Source organism: Mycobacterium sp. E2238 (genome assembly GCF_001672665.1).
In the GTDB taxonomy this organism is placed as follows: Bacteria; Actinomycetota; Actinomycetes; order Mycobacteriales; family Mycobacteriaceae; genus Mycobacterium.
Window position 1 is genome coordinate 1 of the sequence record NZ_LZKF01000190.1, and the last position, 19,447, is coordinate 19,447.

Here is a 19,447-nt window from a genome sequence, read left to right on the forward strand (position 1 = left end):
ATGTCATCCCACGATTCGTCGTAGGCGGGGGCCGCGGATCCGGGTGACGACTCGTGCAGCGCCAGGCATTCGTCGGCCTCCTGACGCGCGGCGGCCAGATCGGTCACCGTGGCCGGCCCGCTGACGCCGGCCAACAAGGCCACCCCTTCGGGCAGGGCCGCTTCGAGACCGGTGACCCAGCGGCGCGCCACCGCGGCCTGCTCTCCGGGCAGCACGGTGTAGATGGTGTTGCCTGCCAAGGCGCTGCGACCGGGCCGTGACCAGCCGAACCCGGCGGTGGCGCGCTCAAACGCCAGCAGTAGGGCGGTGTCGCGCTTGGCGCCGACGAATGCCTGGCGCTGCACGAGTCGTCACCCGGATCCGCGGCCCCCGCCTACGACGAATCGTGGGATGACATCCTGCTGCAGCGGTTACGGACCGCGGCGCGAGCCGGCCGGTCTCCGACCCGTGGACCCGTGGCCGAGCTGGGCCGACACGACCGCGCTCACGGAACCGACTACCTCGCCACCCTGCGGGCGTGGCTCGAGGCGCTGGGCGACCCGGCCGAAGCCGGCGAGCGTCTGGGAGTACACGAAAACACGGTGCGTTACCGGCTGCGCAAGATGGCCGAAATCACCAATCTCCCGTTGGATAACGCCAGGAAGCGGCTGGCCATGATGATCGAACTCGCGGCCACCGATATCGATTGAGCGAACGCTGTCGTAATCCGACAACGAGCGGCGACGCCATTGTCGGACTTCGGCAAGCCGTGCGGCATCCACCCGCGCCACCATCGAGGTGAGAAACCCACGGCCTTTCCCGATCCGTCGATAGGACATCCGATGACTAGCCCGCGTCACGATGATCGACCGCCGTGCCAGCCCGGGCCCGGCGACCACGCCGCGCTGGAGACGTTCACCGTGCCCTTTCCGCGAAGGCTGTTCTCTCGGCTGTTCGGCTGCAACCCGCTGCTGCGGGCAAGCGACCGGGTGGAGGCGCTGCTTCTGGTGCTGGCCGTCGCGGTGTCTCTGTTCACCGTGCCGATCGCCGCTGCCATCGGCACCGCGGTCCATGACTCTCGCAGCCGCCTCTACGCGGAGCAGGTCCAGACGCGCCGCCCGGTGACCGCGACTGTCGTCGGGGACAGCCGCTCCCCGCGAAAATTCGACAGCCGGACAGTCCAGATGCCTGCCCGCTGGGATTTTGCCGGGGCCGAGCGCACTGGAGACATCGCCGCACCCCCCGCGGCCAAAGTCGGTGACGACGTGGAGATCTGGGTCGACGGTCAGGGCTCGCCGGTGACCCGACCGGATTTGTCGCCCCGGGACCAGGCGGTCACGATCGCCGTCGCGATCTGGTGTGCCGTAAGCCTCACGGCGGCCGCTTCGTTCGCCGGCGCCCAGCACGCCCTCGACCGAGCGCGCTACGCCGGATGGCAGCGCGACTTCGACCGTGTCATCGGGCAACGGTGAGCTGATGGCGGCACCACCGATCGGGCACCCGGTCCCGCAGCGAGCGCCCGCAAGGAACCTGCGCTGTCGGCTCGGAACAATGACGAACACCGGCGTTGTCCAATTCGGGCAAACGCCTCAGCGCCCACCCGGACCACCATGGAATTACCCACCGCGACCCGCGCGATGGCTCCGACGCACGTTGCCCCTCACGGGCTCCGGGTCGTCAGGGGCAGCTGCCACACGCCGGCCCGCCTCTGACGACATCCCTACGCAGGAAAGGAATTACGCGATGAGCAGTTGCACCCCCGCCGTTCTGACGCCGCAGCACTACCGCCGACTGCAGGACGAACTCGTCGCGCTGCGCTCCCAGCGCGGCGTCGAAGTCCCCGACGACACAATGGATTACGGCGGGACCCGCGGGGCGCGCCCCGCGGCACGACGACAACGCATCCGCGAGATCGAGGACCTGCTGGCGGCGGCCGCGGTGCGTGGCAACCCCGCAGGCGAACGGATCGCGGGCCCGGGCATGGTGGTGACGATCCGCTACGACGCCAGCGGTGAAACGGAAACGTTGCTGCTCGGCCGGCGGGGCGCCGAAGACGCCGACGTCACGGTGTACTCCATGGCATCGCCGCTGGGCCGGTGCATCGCCGGTGCTCGTCCCGGTGAGCAACGCATCTACGCGATTCCGCATGACAAGGGCCAGCTCGTGACTCTGCTCAAGGCCACTCCGTACCGGGATGCATCACGAAGCCGCACGCGCGCAACGGATGCAGCCGCCCAACGCGGCTAAGCGGCCGCTTGATCGGCAGCCATTGACCGCCATCGAGAGAAGGGGAAACGAACATGACTAGCGTGCAACCCGCGTGGCTAACGCCGGAGGCCTATGTGCGGCTCCAGCAAGAGCTGGCCACCCTGCGGGAGTCGTTTGACGGCAACGCGTTTGGCGATGCCGCCGATGAGAGCGCCGCGGCCGTCCAGCGCGCGCGGCGGCTGAGGATCCGACGGATCCATGACCTGCTGGTCAACGCCGTCGTCGGAGAGGATCCACCCGACGACGGAATCGCCGAACCGGGCATGGTCTTGACCGTCCGCTACGACGACACCGGTGACATCGAGACGTTCCTGCTGGGCGCGCGTGGTGCCGAGTACGGCGATGTGGAGGTGTACTCGGTCAATTCCCCGCCGGGTGCGGCCATCACGGGGGCACGTCCCGGTGAGCGGCGCAAGTATGTGCTGCCCCATGGGGTCGGGCTCACCGTCACGCTCCTGGACGCGGTGCCATACGGTACCCACCTCGCCGGTATGAACTGATGCCGGCCGGGAAGCCTGCAGTGTCTAGCGCTTTGGGCCCGAGATGATTGTGCTGCCATGCTATTCGAGCTGATCGACCCGGTGGCGACGATATTCCTTCTCGTGGCAGTGCTCTTTCTGACGATGGCGGTCGCTTATGGGCGCTCGTGAGCGCCCCGCCCCCTGTTCGCGAAAGGTCCGTGAGGATTTTCGGTGTGCCCGTGGGATGCTCGATCGAAGAGTGCGGCTACCGGGCTGGACAACAGCGCGTGCGATGGAGGCACCTCGGCGATGAGCGTTTCAGGTCAGATGCAGCGCTTTGCGCGCGAGCACGGAAAACAGGTCGTCGTCGGAAGCGTCCCGTGGCGCTACTACAGACTCGGCACGGGACCGACTGTCCTGTGGTTGACGGGTGGATTGCGTCGGGCCGCCGTCGCGTCGGCGTTTCTCGAAAGGCTTGCCACTCGGCATGCCGTCATCGCCCCCGATTACCCACCTGTCCTGACTATCGCGGAGTTCATGGCCGCGTTCGACGAAGTGTTGCGTACGGAATCCACCGACGGCGTCATGCTGGTGGGTCAGTCGTACGGCGGGATGCTGGCACAGGCGTATCTCGCGCACCGCCCACACGCCGTTCAGCGCCTCGTTCTGTCGAGCTCCGGACCCGCGGACTTCGCTCGGCCGTGGGTTGTTGCGGAGGAACTGTTCATCCTGCTCGCGCGCGTGCTGCCGGAAGCGATGCTCAAGAACCTGGTGTCCGTCGGGCTGGCTCGATTGGCTCACCAACTCCCGCAACCCACACGGACCGAAATGACGGAGGTCATTCGCACCGTCGTGCATGACGAGTTGCGCCGGTCCGACGTGGTCTCGCACTTCAGCGTCGCCGCGGACGTCATCCGCAGACGCATCGTTAGCCCCGCCGCGTTCGAGGGGTGGCGAGGCGACGTCGTGGTATTGAGCGCCAAGAACGATCCGACCCAAAGCCCGCGGGATATAACGCGGTATGAGCGGTTGTTCGGGCGCCGCCCCGAGGTCATGAGCCTCGGCGAACTTGGGCACGTCGCGGCCCTGGTCGATCCCGACCGCTACGCGGACGAGCTCGAGCACGCGCTCAGGTAAGTGTTGTGGCGCAACTGATTCCGAGCCGGAGGACGTCGAACCGAAATGACGCCACGCCGACCGAGGCAACCGCAAGCAATCCAGACGGATAGGCTGGTGGCCTGGACGCTGTGCTCATAGGGGAGGTAACGACATGCCCGCACCGTCAGCCGAGGTCTTCGACCGCCTGCGTCAGCTCGCCGCGATCAAAGACGCCGCCGCACGCCAGACCAAGACGATCGACGAGGTCTTCACCGGCAAACCGCTGACCACGATTCCCATCGGCACGGCCGAAGACGTCGAAGCGGCATTCGCCGAGGCACGGGCGGCTCAGGCCGACTGGGCGAGCCGCCCGGTCTCCGAGCGCATCGACGTCATCAGCCGCTATCGCGACCTGGTCGTCGACAACCGCGAGTTCCTGATGGATCTCTTGCAAGCCGAGGCCGGAAAGGCCCGCTGGGCGGCGCAGGAGGAGATCGTCGATCTCATGGCGAACGCGAACTACTACGTGCGCGTCGCCGCCGACCTCCTCAAGCCGCGCAAGGTGCAGGCGCTGCTGCCGGCTGTCGGCAAGACCACCGTGGTCTACCAGCCCAAGGGTGTCGTCGGGGTGATCTCGCCGTGGAATTACCCCATGACGCTCACGGCGTCCGACTCGGTGCCGGCGTTGCTGGCGGGTAACGCGGTGGTGCTCAAGCCGGACAGCCAGACCCCGTATTGCGCGCTGGCGTGTGCCGAGCTCTTGTACGAGGCCGGCCTGCCGCGAGCCCTCTACGCGATCGTGCCAGGGCCGGGCTCGGTGGTGGGCACCGCAATCATCGACAACTGTGACTACTTGATGTTCACCGGCTCGACCGCCACCGGCAGGCAGCTCGCCGAACACGCGGGCCGTCGGCTGATCGGCTTCTCGGCCGAACTCGGGGGCAAGAACGCGATGATCGTCACCCGTGGCGCCAACCTCGACAAGGCCGCCAAGGCGGCCACCCGCGCGTGCTTCTCGAACGCCGGCCAGTTGTGCATCTCCATCGAGCGGATTTACGTCGAGAAGGACATCGCCGACGACTTCGTCGGCAAGTTCGGCGCGGCGGTGCGGAACATGAAGCTGGGGACCGCGTACGACTTCTCGGTCGACATGGGCAGCTTGATCTCCGCGGATCAGCTGGACACGGTGACCGACCACGTAGACGACGCGAAAGCCAAGGGCGCCAAGGTGATTGCGGGCGGCAAGGCGCGGCCCGACATCGGGCCGCTGTTCTACGAGCCCACGGTGCTGGCCGACGTCACGCCGGAGATGGAGTGTGCGGCCAACGAGACGTTCGGGCCGGTCGTGTCGATCTACCCCGTCGCCGACGTGGATGAAGCCGTCGAGAAGGCCAACGCCACCGAGTACGGGCTCAACGCCAGCGTGTGGGCCGGCTCGTCGACGGAAGGCGAGCAGATCGCCGCCCGGTTGCGGTCGGGGACGGTGAACGTGAACGAGGGTTACGCGTTCGCATGGGGCAGCCTCAGCGCCCCGATGGGCGGGATGGGCCAGTCCGGTGTCGGTCGCCGGCACGGACCCGAGGGTCTGTTGAAGTACACCGAATCGCAGACGATCGCGACCGCGCGCGTGTTCAATCTCGATCCGCCGCTTGGCATTCCGGGGACGCTGTGGCAGAAGTCGCTAGTTCCCGTTGTGCGCGCGGTGATGAGGCTCCCCGGGCGCAACTGACTACAGCCGCTCGCCGCATCCACGTATGGTCGGGCCGGCTGTAGATTACGTCGCAATCTTCTGCCATCGGTATGGCAAATCGCGTTACGCTCCTCGATATAGCGTCACATCGCACGTCAGGAGCCGCCATGAAGGCCGACGAGAAGCAATATGAGGAAGACGCTCGCCGATTACGCCAGTACGGCACCTTCGATAAGTTCTCTGATGCTGACCTGCAGCGGCTCGCCCGAGCGGCTCATCGCACTTCGACGTCGGCCCCATTGCCGCTGATTCATGAGCAGACGCCGTCGGACTCCTGCTACATCCTGCTCAGCGGGGAGGTCGGGGTCTACGTCGGCCGGGACCGCGTCGCCGTCCTGGGTCCGGGCGAGGTGATCGGCGAATCGGCGCTCCACCGTGGGAAGCTGCGTTCCGCGACCGTTACGACGATCGGGCCGGCCGAGGTCTTGCGCATCGAACGCGCTGATCTCGCCAGAATGCTCGACGAGATGCCGGCACTTCGCGAAATCATCGACGCATCCATCGCGCGGCACGTGCCGGTCGAGCTGCCGCCGAAGCCAAAACCACCGCGCATGAAGTTGGGCGCCTCAGTCCGCACCGAATTGGTCGAGCGATTTGAGCAAACCGCCAACAGCGCTGGTGTGGACGTCGCGGCCGCGGTTGAGGACGCACTTACTCAGTGGATCGAGCGCAACAGCACGGCGTAGCCAATCTCGTTCCACGCCTTTGCGTTCCGCAAGACTCGGTGGCAGGTCGCTGCCCCGCTTCCATTGACCACCTTCTACTACGGGGCGTAGTATCCAGGTATAGGGCCGCGCACAAGGGGGTGCAACGTGAGGTGGAGTTTCGCCCAGATCGGGCTGCTGATCATCTGCGCTTTTCACGTCATTCAGGCCGTGATCGGCCTCGTCGTCAATCCCAGCTTCGCGACCGGTCCTACCGCGCCGACCGTTCAGCTGCTCGGGATGGACTACAACGGCTGGCACGCCGTCGCCGGTCTCGCGCTGTTTACTCCCGGTCTGGTGTTCGCGCTGCGCAAGTCCTGGGCCGTGCTATATCTGTTGCTCGCCGCGATAGCCGGTGCGCTGCCCGGCATTTGGGCGTTCTTCTCACATCAGGTGGCCTACGTCTTCACCTTCCCAAACAACGTCACCGACGCGGTGGTGCACCTGCTGACCGCTGGGGTGATGGTCGCCGTGGCGGCCGTCCAGGTCCGACTGGATGGTGGACTGAAGAACTCGCTCGTCGATCTCCGGAAAGCCCGGTAGCTCGCCGCCGCGACCCTATTCGCTGAACAGCGTATTCAGCTCGTCGAAGCTCGCGGCTCCGGTGAGTCCCTCGAAGGAGCCGTCCTCGATCAGCTTCCGCGCGGCGGCCAGGAACGCACCCCACGCGACCCGACTGAAAGCCGAGCCGACGCTGATCCGTCGCACCCCCAACTGCGCGAGGTCCGTCACCGTCAGCCCCGTGTCGGACGACATCAGAACGTTGACCGGATATGGCGCCACGGCGTCGACCAGAGTGGCGATGTCCTCTCGGGTGCGGATCCCCGGCGCGAAGAGCACCTCGGCTCCCGCCTCACCGTAAGCCTGCAGCCGCCGGATGGCCTCGGCGAGCGGATCGGGGTGGCCGTAAAGGAAGCATTCCGCGCGGCCGGTCAGCATGACGTCGGCTCCCGAATCGTCGATCGCGGAACGCGCAGCGCGGACGCGGTCGGTGGCCTCGGCCAGCTCGAAGAGCGGCGCGCCGGCGTTGCCGGTGCCGTCTTCGACGGAGAGGCCGGCCACGCCGGTGGCCACGCAGCGCGCCACATTGTGCGCCAGCTCGTCCGGACTTCGGGCATAGCCGGCCTGGAAATCGGCATTGACGGGCACGCTGACCGCGGCCACTATTTCGGCGATGTTGTTCAGTGCCTCGTCGACGGAGAGCGCGGTCACCGTGTCGGGCAGACCGCGCGCGAAGCAGAGTCCGGCGCTCGTGGTGGCCAGTGCAGGGAAGCCCAGCTTTGCAAGCGCGATTGCCGAACCGGCGTCCCACGGATTCGGGATGAGAAAACACCCCTGTTGATGGAGTCGGCGAAAACGGGCTCCAATGTCGCCGCGGGATTCCACAACCCGATTATGCTCGCGCCCATGTGAAGTCGCCACACCGCCGCCCGATCGACTCCAGAATCGAAATCACTTGTGCGCGTTGGCATTCACACAAGGCCGGGCTGGGATCAACCCGGAGCGGCGGGGAACCCGACGGCGGTCGTCGGTGCGCCAGGAGCGCCAGCCGCCGGACCGCCGGGACCGCCGCCAAGACGACTGGCCGCAAACGCCGCGCCCTGGTCGATCATCGCCGTGTTGGTCGAGTACGTGTCGTGTGCGGCGAAATTCATTCCGTCGGAGCAGATCGGGTCACCCTCGGCGCATACCTGGACGGTCTTGGCCTGATAGAGCGGACCGATGACGACCGGCGGCTCGCCCAAAAAGTTCATCGCCTTCTCGCTTGGCAGTGCGAAGAGCACGACCGACGAGACATGGTTGGCCACCTCGGGGTCCAACGGTTTGGGCACGGAGGCCGGATCGATCCCAGCCGGCACGGCCGCCGAGGTGACGAACCCCATCACGGCAGCGCCCTGGGAATAGCCGGCGAGCACCATTTTGGTGTTGGGGCAGTCGTGCGCCGTCGAAACGACATGCGCGCCCGCGTCCCTGATGCCCGCCTCGCCCGCGTTCGTCCAGTCGTGGGTGGCGGGATAGTTGACCGGATAGACGTCGAGCGACTTTGCGCCAACGCGCGGCCGCAGCGAGTCGACGAATGCCTGTCCGGTCGCGCCGAGTCCCGGCGGGTCATCGGTGCCGCGCGCGAACAGCACCTGCACGTCCGGGCATGGATCGGCAGCAGCGAACGGAATGGCAGAACCGAGGACCGGAGCGCTGACGCCCGCCGCCGCGAGGACGGCGGAAACAAGCAAATGGGGTAGGTGACGTGCGGTCATGTGCGGTGCACCCCCCAACAGATGCGGTATCTAAACCACGATCTTTCATGCGGTGCCCCGCGTGGTCAAGGTGTATTGCTGGCTAGCCTTCGTTGACGAGGTCCGCGAGGAACGCGGGTAACCGCCCGGCGCCAAAGTCATAGAACCGCGCCCATAGCGGTTCGACCGATATGCGCACCATCTGCTTATACGTCGACCGCACGTTGCGTTCGAACTCGGCGAATTGCGGGCCGTCCATAGAGCTCCTCGCCGCCGCGAGATACTCGTCGGTGACGCCGTCGACGGTTTGCAGCGTGGCGAGCCCGCGTACCAGGAGGGCTTTCGCCTCTTCCGGGCTGGAGCCCGAATCGATCGTCAGTGCCACCTGCGGACGTGCCGAAAGCGCCCGCGCTTTCGGAGAGGTCGGTGCGGTGGAGACGACGATGCGTTCGCCGCTCCAGTGAAACCCGACCGGGATGACGCGCGGGAAGCCATCGTGCCCGTTGTAGGCGAGCCTGGCCATGGAGCCGGAGAGCAGCTTCTGGGCCCCGGGGAGGCCAAGCTCCCGGGCCAACTCCTGGGTGTTCATCACACTCGTAGTCCTACACCGGACCGCGGGCTCACAGCTGGCCGAGGCGCTCGCTCACCCGGGCCAGTGCCTCGTCGAAGATCTCCACCTTCTCGCCGCGCTTCTCGTTCGCGGGCTGGGCGGAGCCGCGGGCCCCTTCGGCCTCCACCCGAGCCGCACCCCGGCGCCGCAACAAGCTGAAGTTCTTGTCGCGCGCCTGCCTGAGCCGGCTCTGCAAATCCTTGAGCGACTTCTCGTCCATGCGCATGAGGGCCTCGGGATGGCTCTCGCCGATCAACGAGCTTTCCTGCTGGGTCAGGTTCACCTGGTGGCTGCTCACCCCTAGATTCATAGCCCGCTCCGGGCGTACCGGCGCGTCGAATGTCCGCGACCACGCCGAGTCGTCACGCCGGGGCCATCCCGAGTTCACATCGCCGGAGGCGTGGGTAGTCCTTAGCGACGAAGGAGGTTGCGATGGGCAGGCATTCGAAGGACGAGGACGAGCCAAAGGGGGGCCGACCCGGTCCCGCGGATCAGGGCGGCGAAGGTGGAATGGCGACGCGTGAGAACGCGCCGGAACTCACCGAACCGGACCGCGAGGACTGAGGGGCGAGCGCACCAAACGGGGCCCGTTTCGAGCGGCCCCCGCGGCGGGTAGCCGAGAGGTCTCATTCACGACGAAAATGGATAGATGCCATTCGAACAGGCGCCGCCGCCGCCCCAATCGGCGCCGGGCTGGTACCCCGACCCGGCGGGGGTTGGCCACGGGCTGCAACGGTATTTCGACGGCACCAGCTGGACCAGCGAGTGGGCGTTCGCCGCAGAACCGCCGAAGAAAGAGACTCCCGGGAAGGCGGCCCTGGCCCTCGCGGCTTTGGGCTTCCTCGTCCTGCTCATCATCGTCGGGAAGACCTGGGTTTTCGACCAGAAGAAGGACGCCCCATCGACCCCGAGCAGTTCGGCCACAGCGGGACCGCCGACCGAGGCTGCGCCGACTACACCGCCCGGCCCCAAGAAGCCGGACGGAGTCACCTTCACCACCGCACCCGGCCCGAACGGCGACGTGGTCAACGCCCGATTCGCCATTCGTGACAATTACACCGAACAGATGATCAAAGACGGTGCGCGGACGGACACCATCGACATCCTCAGATATGCGAGAGCGACGTATCCCGACGCTTCCGCGGTGAACGTGCAAGGCACCTTCCCGATGACCGACCCGTACGGCAACACCGCGACTCACGTCGCCATCGACCTCACGTATTCACGAGAGACCTTGAACAAGATCAACTTCGATGGCATCACCAAAGCCAGCATCTGGGAGATCCGCGATTCCGGCACTATTCTTCCGGCTTTTCAGCCGTAGACCCGCGGGCGGATAATCGCGTCGTGCCCACCGAACCCCCGCGCCCGTCCCGGGCCGTGCCGAAGCCGCCTCGGGTGCGTACCACGCCCGAGGATCTGGAGAGGTTCGGCGACGAGGAGCAGATGCGCTCGGCGTCGGACGAAGCCCGGCTCCGCGACGAGCGACCGCCGCATCACGATTAGCCGCCGGCGAGGCGTTCAACCTGACGAGACGCGGTCGATGTGGGCGAGGAAGTGCGTCAACACCGCCTCGGGTGCCTCCAGTTGCGGCCAGTGCCCGATGTCGTCGGCGAGCATCACGACATTGGGTTCGGGAATGACCTCGGCATAGCGGCGCGCCATGTGCGCGCCGGAGTTGGGGTCGATGGGCCCGTCGATCAATCGCATGGGAACCGCGGTCTGCCGCATCGCGCGCACCCACCGGTTTCGGTGTGCGTAGCGATCGTTGATGAACCGGCCGACTTTGTGCAGCACCCGCCGGCCATCGTTGTAGTCCAAGATCTGGTTGAACACGTCCATCATGTGCCGGGTCGGCTTGGTGTTCGGGCCGAACATTTCGCGCAGCGTGGGCTCCAGCAGCCGACGGGACACCGGACTGCCCTGCACTTGACTGAAGACGTCGCCCAACGGCGTGCCAGACATCAGCTTCTGCGCCATTCTGGGCTTGTATGCCTCGACGAACATTCCGCCGTTGAGCCAGGTGATGGAGTCGATGCGCAGGGCGCCATAGGCTTGCTGACCGAATTCGTGGCGAGCCAGCATCTCCTGGCATACGGAATCTCCTATGTCGTGGGCCAGGATGTGCGCGTTGGTGATGTTCAGGTGGGACAGCAGGGCTTCGTGCATGTCGGCGTGGTCGCCCACCGAGTACTCGTAGGCCACCGGTTTGTCGGAGAACCCCATGCCGATCATGTCGGGGGCAATGACGGTGAACCGTTGCGTCAGCGTGGGCCAGATCTGCGCCCAGTCAAAGGAATTGAACGGATAACCGTGGATCAGCAGCAGCGGCGGTCCGCTGCCCTCGATGCGGTAGAAGATGTCGAAGCCGAGGTAGTCGAAGTACTCGCCGGCCGCCAGCCAGCGTTGCAGTTCAGCGTCCATGACAGTCATCATCCTTCGCCGGTGAGCGCGTCGCACGACAACCTTTTCGGTTGTCGCCACGGTGTGGCCCGCGATGCGTCCGAACAGCTTGCGGGACAGGGCGCCTCAGCGCAGCGGTTCGTCCCGGCGTATTGGCGGCCGGAGCCGAGGCTATTCTCCGCCGGGCGAGGCGCCATAGGATAGCCAGCATGCGTCGCCGTGTTCCGAGCCCGACTTTGTGATGGCAATTACCAATACCGAGCTCAGCTTCCTCCTGGAGGCGTCGCGCCGCGGCCTGCTTCCTCAGCAAGGCCGCATCCTTGAATTCGGCGAGGCCGAGACCATGATCGATGTGGCGCAGGCGATCCCGATCCTTCTCGAAGAAGGGCCACGGCGCGACGCGTTGCTCGCCGAGCCGGCGCCGGACGGTATGCCCCAGATCTATGCCGACGCCAAACGCATCTACCGATCCCTGTTCGACTTCCGCAGCTACAACGCCATCGATCTGCTCCCGCCCAACGACTACCGCCTGCAGCAGGATCTCAACCTGCCCTTCGACCTTGGGAAGAGGTTCGACGTCTGCATCAACAACGGCACGAGCGAGCACGTCTTCAATCAGGCCAATTGCTACAAGGCGATTCATGATCACACCGCCCCAGGCGGCGTGATGATCCACTGGACACCATGCCTGGGATGGATCGACCACGGCTTCTACAACATCCAGCCAGGGTTCTTCCACGACCTGGCCACCGCGAACGGCTATGAGATCCTGCTAGCCGTCCTGTCGAGCGAGACCATGATGATGCCGATAATCCCCGGCCAAATCACCGCCGAGTTCGTCGGCGCCAATCCGGGCATCCGGGACAGCCTCGCCTGCGCCGTCCTGCGCAAGACCACGGATGAACCTTTCCGCTTTCCCTTGCAGGGGGTCTATTCCTTTCTCAAGGAACTGACGGACCGGGTAGAAGCGAAACGTATGGCGCATGTGATGGCGCCCAGCTCCGGCGAGGGAGGACAGCAACCGCGACGGCCCGACGATCCTACTGCCATCGGGTCCTAGACATAGGCTTCGCGTATGCGCGACCTTGGGGTATCGATGGTGAGCTTCGGCTAGTAGCACGCGCGTGGTTCGTAGCCCGGGAATTGAATTGCCATACCCCGAGTACCCAGCTGATCGATCAATTACTAGACGAGCGGTCATGGTGGCAACTGGACGGGTGCGACCTCGCTCGACCGAGCCCTTTTAAGCAAGAGCCCTAGTAATGTCCAGCGATGTGGGTGACCGAGACGCCAAGTATCGGACGACTCGATGCAGCTGAAGTATCTCACCATCGCCGAGCTGGTTGCGGGGGCCGGCGGTGATCCGTGGGAGGTCAACCGGACTCTGCAGGCTGGTAGCCCGGCCCAGATTGAGCGTCTGGCCGAAGCCTTCCACGGCGCTGGACGCTCTACCGCCGAGGCCGAGCATGCATTCGCTCAGGCCCAGCAACGCTTCAACGCTGCCTGGAACCACCAAGACGGCAGCCCAAGCCCAATCAACAGCTCCGATGAAGTGCAGCGCACGATCAAATCGCTCGGCGCGCAGTCTGAGCAGTTGCCGAAGATCGGCGCTGACTTGGAAAATATCGCCGCCGCGTTGGCCGAGGCGCAAAAGGGCGGTGCCGCCGAAATCGCCGCGTTGGAACGTCAGTTACAGCTGCTCGACAAGATCATCGGCGCGGCGACCCAGGACCTCCAAGATCCCGCGCTCGACGCGAAGTCCAGGAGTGAACTCCAATCGTTGATCAATGACGCCAAAGCCGACGCCGTCGATGACACCCGGGATGCTCTCCATCAGCTCAACTCCATACGTAACGGCTACTCGACGACGTTGCAGAAGTCACTGGGCAATTTGCATGCCGAAGGCTTTGACCCCAAGCCTCTCGCACCGGTGGACGCGCAGGGCGAACCCGAACAAATCCAAATCCCCCCGCCGACCACCAACCCCGAAGACGTCAAGAAGTGGTGGAACTCGCTTAGCCAAGAGCAAAGAGACCAGCTGATCGCGCAACACCCGAAAGAACTCGGCAACCTCAACGGAATCGACGCTATCCCCCGCGATGCGGTCAACCAGGCGGTCATGAACGATGACATCAACCGGGTCGAGGCCGCCGCCCGGCAGCACGGTCTGTCACCGGACAACCTTACCCGGGACGCACGCGGCAACCTCGACAACGACCTCTTCACCAATCCCGGTAAATATGGGCTCACAGCCACCGACGTAACTCGGTACCGCAACGCCGTGAAAACCCGCGACGGTATCGAATACGACCGGGCACACAACACCGACGGCTCAAGACCGGTGATGCTGTGGGCCTACGACCCCGAAGCCTTCAACGGCTGGGGCAAGGCAGCAATTGCCATCGGCAATCCCGACTACGCCCGCAACACCGCCGTCATCGTGCCCGGTACCGGCAGCAGTGTGTATCAGGGATGGATGTCTGGCCACGATGACGCCATCAACCTCTACGACCAGTCCCTGGCAGCCGATCCCAGCCATCACTACACCTCCGTGATCGCCTGGATGGGGTACGAAGCACCGCACGGCTTCGGCGATATCCAAGGCGTCAGCACACCCGGCCTCGCCAGGTCAGGCGGGGACCTGCTCGCCGCCGATGTCAACGGCCTCTGGGTCACCCACAACAGCCTGACGCCCGAGCACATCACCGTAATCGGACATTCCTACGGCTCAACCACAGTCGCAGACGCCTTCGCTCACAGCAGCATGCACGCCAACGACGCGGTACTACTCGGTTGCCCCGGAACCGATCTGGCCCACAGCGCCGCCGACTTCCATCTCGACGGAGGACATGTCTACGTCGGAGCAGCGTCCACCGACCCGGTCAGTTGGATCGGTGAAGGCAGCGGCATGCCAGAACAGTGGCTCAAACAAAAGCTCAACGATCACGGCATACCCATACCGTTAGATGCCGGTCTGGGCCGAGACCCGGCGGGCGAGGGCTACGGCTCGATCCGCTTTCATGCCGAAGTCATGGGCTCTCAAGACATCAACCGCCACGACCATTCCCACTACTACGACATGGGCAGCGAGTCGCTGCGCAGCCTCACCGATATCGCAAGCGGCCACTCCGGCCAGCTACAACAGGATGGGTTAATTGCCGATGGCCGACGCCAGCCCCACATCGGGCCATTCCGGATACCGGGTATACCGGCCTACATCGATCCAGAACACGACCGTCCGCGCACCACGATCCAAAATGACCACCAATACCTCGGCTACCGACCGCGATGACGACCGCGACGCGCCCTGGTGGGGACTACGGGTCTTGTTGCAGGCATTGGCGCTACTCGCATTGGGAGGGTGTTCTTTCGTGAATCCACATCGCCAGGACATTGACCATCCAGCCAACCCGCTGTCCGATCAACAGACACGTGACCAAGTCATCGAGCCCGCCAAGCAAATTGCCCAATACGCTCAACTACAAGATCCCGCAGGACGTTTCGACTACTCGTCCTGCAATGACCAAGGTGATCCGCCCTACAGAGGCGTCGTATCAATGAGTTTCACCCTGCCAAACGGCCAGACTGACGGCCCACCATCCACCGCCGACCCGAATACATCCTTTCAGCGAATCGCTGCGACGATGGTGGCCCACGGATGGAACGACGGCCCCCCACCCGATTGGCATTCATACGGTCGTGTTCTGAATAAGGATGGGGTCGTCGCGGTCATGACGCAGGACCCCGCCAGTGGCAGAGGGAAGCTCCAGCTATACGGAGAATGCCGCAACATGACGAATCATCGACTAGACGGCCCGGACGCCGGCTTCAGAATCGATGATCAACTTAGGAGCGGATAACTCCGCTGACGGTTGGCCACCCCTGTCGCCATACGCGCATTCTATTCGCTCGTTGGCGTCAGCACTGGAAACGGTGAATTTGCAGTTCCGCCTGGGCGAGTCCACGATGTTCAAGCCGTGTTGCGGACGTTGGTTCGGATGCTCGGTCCGGGCTGAAGTCCAAAACCGTCTTGGAGAGTTCTCCAAAGATCAGGATGCAAAAGATGGGCTGGCATCGTTATACGCGGACCGGAAGGCGGCACCGCTCATGCCCTACCTCGGCGGTCAGGGCGCGCTTAAACGCATCCGGACAGGCAGCGAGCACGCCTCCGTCCTCGATGTTGCAAGTGACTAGGTGTTGACGTCGACCTGACCGCCCATACCCTGAGGTTCCCAAGAGCTACTCGAAGACGTCGGTGCCGCACCCGACGAACCCCCGTACCAGGAGGGTTGGTGGCACGTCGGCACGAGGTGCAGTGGTTGCTCCAGCATGGCAACTACACCGTCGCTTTGGTCCGTCTACACGCCAGTACCTCGGAAGCAGACCAGTTGCAATGGCGAAGCCGCCGGGGGGAGGCTGGGTCCGTGACGACTATGCGCGCGAGGTGTAGTACAGAGATGGACCTGGTTATCGGGTCCCTGCGGGCACAACGGAGGGAGCAGCGCGATTCCCGACAAGGCATCACACGATAACGAAATAACTAACTGGCGTGAGATGGCCGGCGAGCTAATTGATATCGAAATCGAGGCACTGGAACAGATGGAGCTCCGTGGCGCCACTTCCGAGGTCCTTCTCGCCCAGGCTCGCGACTTCGCGAACGAAAGGATGCTCACTGATGCCTTCAACCTCGATCCGCCAGAAGGCGCGGTCGGCTGGGGCCGGATTCGGGCCACAACCGCCGACGGCACTGCTTACCAACGCGAGTTTTGGTGTGCTGAAAGAGACTTCAGCGGCCTACGGATCCGGGTTCAAGGGGTTCAACGGTCAGGCGGTGGCGTACGTGCGGAACTGCTTGCATCCGGTCGCGCGCAGCTGACATCCGAAGAGTGTCGTCAGCTTGCCGCCGCGCTCTTCGCCGCTGCAAACACTGTCGATGAGATGACCATCGAGGAGCAGTGAACGCGGGTGCAGTGTCATGCAACCCCGTAACGTTCGTGGCGCCCGGGAGCTTCTGGATTCCTGAGAAGTCCGACTTTCGCGTACGCAGCGAGTTCATCGCCGACCCCGGTAAGAGGCCGGAAGTAGCCCTAGCCGACACCGTGGTCGACGACCCACGGGTATTGGCCGTTCGGAGGGCGACGCAAACGATCATTTCCGTTTCGGCCGAGCCAGTGCGGTCTGTCGCCTCGTTTCTGCCACTCACGTTGCACCGTCAGTTCGACGATGGAGAGCCGGTAACACTTCTTGACGCGCAAAACCTCGGCCGGGTAGGAGGCCGGGCCTCGGTAAGTGCCGGCAGTCGCACCGCTAGGCCAGCTACGAGCAATACATTGCTCATGCGTATGCCCGTTACACGGGCAGCGTCTGCCCGCCCGGCATTGTCGCGGAGAGCAAACTGGAGAGCGTGATCGCTATTCTTGCCGGCACTGTAGAAACGTGGATTGACTCGCCGTGGATGCGGTTGCTCCATGAGCTCTCCCCGACAATCGGGACGGTCGTCGCGCTCGGCGCCGCATACGTCGCGTGGTGCAACGTGAAAGCTCAGATCGGCGCAAACGCCCGCAATCTCGATAAAGAACTCACCGCGACCGCAGCGAACCTCGACAAGCAAGTTGCCGCGCAGTCGACCGAAGCAGAACGTAGCCGTGATGCCCAGGCGGTTGAAGCCGAACGTAACCGCGCGGCTCAGCTGCAGAGAGAGCTCCGTGCAGAGTGGCGCGATGCCCTAGTCCGCGCCACCCGCTCAGTGAATGAACTCCGACAGCTCGCGATCGAACTGCATTGGATGCGCCACGCAGCCAGAACGCCGGATCTTCTGCCCTACGACCACTCCTCAGATGCGCAGATTGCTCTCGGCGAGAAGATCACCGCCGCAGAATCTGAATTGTCCGTCCACATGAGCGTCCTCGCCGTCCTCGGCCTAGCCGCGTGCGCCGAGAAACTGGAACAGTTTGAATACGCGCTCACCGACTTCATTAGAGGCGGATCAGAACCGCTGGATGTATCCACAGTGACGTCCGCAGGCCGCGACGCAACAAGCGTGTTCGCGGAAACCCTGCGCATCTGGGTACGGCCTCCAGGCTGAATGCACCGCGAGGTGGTTCGCTATACAGTTCCCCTGCCCACCGCGGCAAGGGCGCCTCTCGCTATCCCGAGTGCCTCATAAGCACGCTGCAAGCATTAATCGCCTCGCTTTATCAGGGGTTGACACAGCTGATCAAAGAGGGCTGCAAAGAAGTCCGCGAGCCTGGGTGCGGCATCTTCGTCGCTCTGCAGTTCGGCGCCGCCGAACCGTGACACCTCATAACTGCGTAGCCGCAGGCCACGGTCAAACCTGAGTCCCCAACGGGACCGGCGGCAGTACCGGCCCGCCCAGGTCCTCGACGCATCCGCGCATGCCTGGATCAATCGCACGCCGCAGGTGATCGGCTCCACCGAGTCCCGAACCCGCAGAGATGATCGGCTTCGCCGACGGCTTACTCGCCCGGCTCGAAGATCATCTCGGGCTCGTAGTCGCATCCAAGAACGCGCAAGTAGTCGGCACGGACGAGGTGGCGGAGCACACCCGCGAGCCGGTCAAGCCCACCAGCGTCGTACTCAGCCGTCCCGTGCGACAGCCCGTTGCGAATCAAACGGATAGCGTTCTCCACCGAGTCGCAATCGTCAAGCGCGAGCTGCGCCTGAATGAGCGGCAGATCGCCGAGACGTCTTCGGATCTCGATGGTTGGGTGGCGGTCAAGCACCGCGCGCAGTGCCTCGTCCAGCGACGAGAAGGGATGCTTGCTCAGCGCGCTCTTGGCGAACCGCAGTTGCTTCGCAGTGAGAACGCCATTCTTACGCGCGGCGGTGAGCGCCGCGACGAGGTCTTCACGCGCCGCGGTGTGTTCCGCTGCGCGGCGCTCCCAAGTGTCTCGGGTCTCGAAGCCGTGGCTGGCCTCGATCCACTGCACCAGTTGCAAGACGCGCGAGCGGGGGTGTTGGGCTCGGCTGAGGACCACAGGATCGTACCCGTCAATCATCGGGTGTCCCTCCTCCCGCCTATCCTCTACCCGGCGCAGAACGTCGAGTAGTGAGGCGCCGCCCTCAGCGCCGACGCGATAGCACACCTGGGTTCGACGGTCCTGCCGCGCGTAGTACGGGGACTGCGTGATGCCTCGAGTGAAGACTGTGACCGTGGTTCCGTTTCTCATAAAGTGCATGTGCGTCAAGGACTCTGCGCGCCCGGTGGCGGCACTCACAAGAGTGAGGAGATCTCCGCACCGCCCTCGATACCACTCGCGCACGGTACGCCCCTCCCGCGACTTGATGGTCGCCCAGCAAGCGAACCTCACTCCGAAGCGATAGGCGTCGGAGACGGTCGCGGACGACGAGAAGTCCAGCGCGACCGAGAGGCCTTCGTCGCTCCACTCGCGAGACGTGCCGCCCTCACATTTCGCCGACCACTCCATCACCCGCTCGTCATAGCCAGCTGGGAATGCGACCTGCGTCAGCGGCGTGAATCCCGCGATGAGTTCAAGTCCTGTCGTCTGGAAACGGACCTCCTGGAACACCAGGTCGTCATCGTTACTGAGGCCATCCCCGACGAGCGCGTAATCGGCGTCGAGGTGAGTCACGTTCTCCCAGATCGTTGACACCGTGACGCCGATCAGAACGACGGCACGTGCCACCGCGTCGATGTAGCCGGTGACCCGGTCCCACTGCTCGTGGCCGGGGAACGCCCAGCCGTCGGGTATGGCGCAGGACGGTAGAGTAAACCGCGCCGTCCCGTGAGGGAACCTGCCGCCCGTGAGCTCGATTGCTCCCTGCACCGTGCGGCCGCCGATATTCCACGTACATTCGTAGTTGCCGGGCTTCACCGCTCCGTAGGGTGTTGCATTGTCCATGTCGTCGGAGCTCATGTATCCATCTTGGCGCGCCGGAGTACAACTCACGGCTAT

Annotated in this window: 22 protein-coding genes and 2 pseudogenes; 17 read left to right on the top strand and 7 right to left on the bottom strand. The window is 64.6% G+C overall.

From position 1 onward, the window contains the following. A pseudogene (locus A5711_RS16970) lies at nucleotides 1-344 on the bottom strand (PucR family transcriptional regulator); the annotation flags it as partial. Between A5711_RS16970 and A5711_RS26420 the strand changes: the two are divergent. The 8 genes and pseudogenes from A5711_RS26420 to A5711_RS17010 form a co-directional block, all read left to right on the top strand. Then, nucleotides 321-689: pseudogene (locus A5711_RS26420) on the top strand (helix-turn-helix domain-containing protein); the annotation flags it as partial. The pseudogenes A5711_RS16970 and A5711_RS26420 overlap by 24 nt on opposite strands. A 132-nt stretch (nucleotides 690-821) precedes the next feature. Further along, the gene (locus tag A5711_RS16980) at nucleotides 822-1,451 is read left to right on the top strand and encodes a hypothetical protein (RefSeq protein ID WP_067948486.1); all 630 of its coding nucleotides are present in this window, start codon (nucleotides 822-824) and stop codon (nucleotides 1,449-1,451) included. A 271-nt stretch (nucleotides 1,452-1,722) separates the two neighbouring features. Beyond that, nucleotides 1,723-2,226 (top strand): GreA/GreB family elongation factor, encoded by a 504-nt coding sequence (locus A5711_RS16985; protein WP_067948488.1) that lies wholly within the window; start codon nucleotides 1,723-1,725, stop codon nucleotides 2,224-2,226. A 53-nt stretch (nucleotides 2,227-2,279) separates the two neighbouring features. Next, a complete protein-coding gene (locus A5711_RS16990; protein ID WP_067948491.1) occupies nucleotides 2,280-2,747 on the top strand; it encodes a GreA/GreB family elongation factor in 468 nt (155 codons plus the stop codon). Between the two features lie 270 nt (nucleotides 2,748-3,017). After that, complete coding sequence (locus A5711_RS16995) at nucleotides 3,018-3,845, top strand: alpha/beta fold hydrolase (protein ID WP_082975757.1); 828 nt, start codon at nucleotides 3,018-3,020, stop codon at nucleotides 3,843-3,845. A 133-nt stretch (nucleotides 3,846-3,978) separates the two neighbouring features. Beyond that, nucleotides 3,979-5,535 carry a succinic semialdehyde dehydrogenase gene (locus tag A5711_RS17000; protein WP_067948494.1) on the top strand — a complete coding sequence of 519 codons (1,557 nt, stop codon included), beginning with the start codon at nucleotides 3,979-3,981 and terminating at the stop codon, nucleotides 5,533-5,535. A 128-nt stretch (nucleotides 5,536-5,663) separates the two neighbouring features. Further along, nucleotides 5,664-6,242 carry a cyclic nucleotide-binding domain-containing protein gene (locus A5711_RS17005; RefSeq protein WP_067948496.1) on the top strand — a complete coding sequence of 193 codons (579 nt, stop codon included), beginning with the start codon at nucleotides 5,664-5,666 and terminating at the stop codon, nucleotides 6,240-6,242. Between the two features lie 126 nt (nucleotides 6,243-6,368). Continuing rightward, nucleotides 6,369-6,803, top strand: a complete 435-nt coding sequence (locus A5711_RS17010; protein ID WP_067948498.1) for a DUF4383 domain-containing protein — start codon at nucleotides 6,369-6,371, stop codon at nucleotides 6,801-6,803. 15 nt (nucleotides 6,804-6,818) lie between these two features. Here A5711_RS17010 and A5711_RS17015 read toward each other — a convergent pair whose 3' ends face one another. From A5711_RS17015 to A5711_RS17030, 4 genes are all read right to left on the bottom strand, one after another. Further along, nucleotides 6,819-7,646 carry an isocitrate lyase/phosphoenolpyruvate mutase family protein gene (locus A5711_RS17015; RefSeq protein WP_067948500.1) on the bottom strand — a complete coding sequence of 276 codons (828 nt, stop codon included), beginning with the start codon at nucleotides 7,644-7,646 and terminating at the stop codon, nucleotides 6,819-6,821. A 107-nt stretch (nucleotides 7,647-7,753) separates the two neighbouring features. Beyond that, nucleotides 7,754-8,518 carry a cutinase family protein gene (locus A5711_RS17020; RefSeq protein ID WP_067948502.1) on the bottom strand — a complete coding sequence of 255 codons (765 nt, stop codon included), beginning with the start codon at nucleotides 8,516-8,518 and terminating at the stop codon, nucleotides 7,754-7,756. Nucleotides 8,519-8,600: 82 nt separating this feature from the next. After that, on the bottom strand, nucleotides 8,601-9,086 hold the full coding sequence (locus A5711_RS17025; protein ID WP_067948504.1) for a pyridoxamine 5'-phosphate oxidase family protein: 486 nt from the start codon (nucleotides 9,084-9,086) through the stop codon (nucleotides 8,601-8,603). A gap of 31 nt (nucleotides 9,087-9,117) precedes the next feature. Next, entirely contained in the window at nucleotides 9,118-9,405 is a 288-nt protein-coding gene (locus A5711_RS17030) for a hypothetical protein (RefSeq protein WP_067948527.1), read from the bottom strand. Between the two features lie 134 nt (nucleotides 9,406-9,539). Between A5711_RS17030 and A5711_RS27915 the strand changes: the two genes are divergently transcribed. The 3 genes from A5711_RS27915 to A5711_RS27305 all read left to right on the top strand — a co-directional run bounded on the left by A5711_RS27915 (nucleotide 9,540) and on the right by A5711_RS27305 (nucleotide 10,613). After that, the gene (locus A5711_RS27915) at nucleotides 9,540-9,671 is read left to right on the top strand and encodes a hypothetical protein (RefSeq protein WP_255396012.1); all 132 of its coding nucleotides are present in this window, start codon (nucleotides 9,540-9,542) and stop codon (nucleotides 9,669-9,671) included. A gap of 85 nt (nucleotides 9,672-9,756) precedes the next feature. Then, nucleotides 9,757-10,431: a DUF2510 domain-containing protein gene (locus tag A5711_RS17035; RefSeq protein WP_067948506.1), complete on the top strand. Its 675-nt coding sequence runs from the start codon at nucleotides 9,757-9,759 to the stop codon at nucleotides 10,429-10,431. 23 nt (nucleotides 10,432-10,454) lie between these two features. Beyond that, nucleotides 10,455-10,613: a hypothetical protein gene (locus tag A5711_RS27305; protein WP_197520098.1), complete on the top strand. Its 159-nt coding sequence runs from the start codon at nucleotides 10,455-10,457 to the stop codon at nucleotides 10,611-10,613. 15 nt (nucleotides 10,614-10,628) lie between these two features. On the opposite strand, the gene A5711_RS17040 is transcribed toward A5711_RS27305, so the two are convergent. Then, nucleotides 10,629-11,531 carry an alpha/beta fold hydrolase gene (locus A5711_RS17040; RefSeq protein WP_067948529.1) on the bottom strand — a complete coding sequence of 301 codons (903 nt, stop codon included), beginning with the start codon at nucleotides 11,529-11,531 and terminating at the stop codon, nucleotides 10,629-10,631. Nucleotides 11,532-11,751: 220 nt separating this feature from the next. On the opposite strand from A5711_RS17040, the gene A5711_RS17045 reads away from it, so the two are divergent. The 6 genes from A5711_RS17045 (at nucleotide 11,752) to A5711_RS17060 (ending at nucleotide 17,595) form a co-directional block, all read left to right on the top strand. Beyond that, complete coding sequence (locus A5711_RS17045) at nucleotides 11,752-12,570, top strand: hypothetical protein (RefSeq protein WP_067948508.1); 819 nt, start codon at nucleotides 11,752-11,754, stop codon at nucleotides 12,568-12,570. Nucleotides 12,571-12,819: 249 nt separating this feature from the next. Then, on the top strand, nucleotides 12,820-14,802 hold the full coding sequence (locus tag A5711_RS17050) for an alpha/beta hydrolase (protein ID WP_067948510.1): 1,983 nt from the start codon (nucleotides 12,820-12,822) through the stop codon (nucleotides 14,800-14,802). Next, nucleotides 14,768-15,370, top strand: coding sequence for a hypothetical protein (locus A5711_RS26425; RefSeq protein ID WP_231987499.1), 603 nt, complete (start codon nucleotides 14,768-14,770; stop codon nucleotides 15,368-15,370). Before A5711_RS17050 ends, A5711_RS26425 begins: the two co-directional genes overlap by 35 nt. 52 nt (nucleotides 15,371-15,422) lie before the next feature. Beyond that, the gene (locus A5711_RS26945) at nucleotides 15,423-15,704 is read left to right on the top strand and encodes a hypothetical protein (protein ID WP_156744975.1); all 282 of its coding nucleotides are present in this window, start codon (nucleotides 15,423-15,425) and stop codon (nucleotides 15,702-15,704) included. A gap of 360 nt (nucleotides 15,705-16,064) precedes the next feature. Further along, nucleotides 16,065-16,469: a hypothetical protein gene (locus A5711_RS17055; RefSeq protein ID WP_067948512.1), complete on the top strand. Its 405-nt coding sequence runs from the start codon at nucleotides 16,065-16,067 to the stop codon at nucleotides 16,467-16,469. A 445-nt stretch (nucleotides 16,470-16,914) separates the two neighbouring features. Further along, nucleotides 16,915-17,595, top strand: coding sequence for a hypothetical protein (locus tag A5711_RS17060; protein WP_156744976.1), 681 nt, complete (start codon nucleotides 16,915-16,917; stop codon nucleotides 17,593-17,595). Nucleotides 17,596-17,986: 391 nt separating this feature from the next. Here the strand turns inward: A5711_RS17060 and A5711_RS17065 are convergent, their stop codons facing one another. Beyond that, complete coding sequence (locus tag A5711_RS17065) at nucleotides 17,987-19,408, bottom strand: hypothetical protein (RefSeq protein WP_067948516.1); 1,422 nt, start codon at nucleotides 19,406-19,408, stop codon at nucleotides 17,987-17,989. Nucleotides 19,409-19,447 lie beyond the last annotated feature (39 nt).

Excerpts from the sequence above, each read along its gene's own strand:
- A5711_RS17035 (WP_067948506.1), top strand. The coding sequence starts at position 9,757 with ATGCCATTCGAACAGGCGCCGCCGCCGCCCCAATCGGCGCCGGGCTGG.
- A5711_RS16990 (WP_067948491.1), top strand. The coding sequence starts at position 2,280 with ATGACTAGCGTGCAACCCGCGTGGCTAACGCCGGAGGCCTATGTGCGG.
- A5711_RS17065 (WP_067948516.1), bottom strand. The coding sequence starts at position 19,408 with ATGAGCTCCGACGACATGGACAATGCAACACCCTACGGAGCGGTGAAG.
- A5711_RS17005 (WP_067948496.1), top strand. The coding sequence starts at position 5,664 with ATGAAGGCCGACGAGAAGCAATATGAGGAAGACGCTCGCCGATTACGC.
- A5711_RS17045 (WP_067948508.1), top strand. The coding sequence starts at position 11,752 with ATGGCAATTACCAATACCGAGCTCAGCTTCCTCCTGGAGGCGTCGCGC.
- A5711_RS16985 (WP_067948488.1), top strand. The coding sequence starts at position 1,723 with ATGAGCAGTTGCACCCCCGCCGTTCTGACGCCGCAGCACTACCGCCGA.
- A5711_RS17040 (WP_067948529.1), bottom strand. The coding sequence starts at position 11,531 with ATGGACGCTGAACTGCAACGCTGGCTGGCGGCCGGCGAGTACTTCGAC.
- A5711_RS17000 (WP_067948494.1), top strand. The coding sequence starts at position 3,979 with ATGCCCGCACCGTCAGCCGAGGTCTTCGACCGCCTGCGTCAGCTCGCC.
- A5711_RS26425 (WP_231987499.1), top strand. The coding sequence starts at position 14,768 with ATGACCACCAATACCTCGGCTACCGACCGCGATGACGACCGCGACGCG.
- A5711_RS17055 (WP_067948512.1), top strand. The coding sequence starts at position 16,065 with ATGGCCGGCGAGCTAATTGATATCGAAATCGAGGCACTGGAACAGATG.
- A5711_RS27915 (WP_255396012.1), top strand. The coding sequence starts at position 9,540 with ATGGGCAGGCATTCGAAGGACGAGGACGAGCCAAAGGGGGGCCGACCC.
- A5711_RS17050 (WP_067948510.1), top strand. The coding sequence starts at position 12,820 with ATGCAGCTGAAGTATCTCACCATCGCCGAGCTGGTTGCGGGGGCCGGC.
- A5711_RS16980 (WP_067948486.1), top strand. The coding sequence starts at position 822 with ATGACTAGCCCGCGTCACGATGATCGACCGCCGTGCCAGCCCGGGCCC.
- A5711_RS17025 (WP_067948504.1), bottom strand. The coding sequence starts at position 9,086 with ATGAACACCCAGGAGTTGGCCCGGGAGCTTGGCCTCCCCGGGGCCCAG.
- A5711_RS17020 (WP_067948502.1), bottom strand. The coding sequence starts at position 8,518 with ATGACCGCACGTCACCTACCCCATTTGCTTGTTTCCGCCGTCCTCGCG.
- A5711_RS16995 (WP_082975757.1), top strand. The coding sequence starts at position 3,018 with ATGAGCGTTTCAGGTCAGATGCAGCGCTTTGCGCGCGAGCACGGAAAA.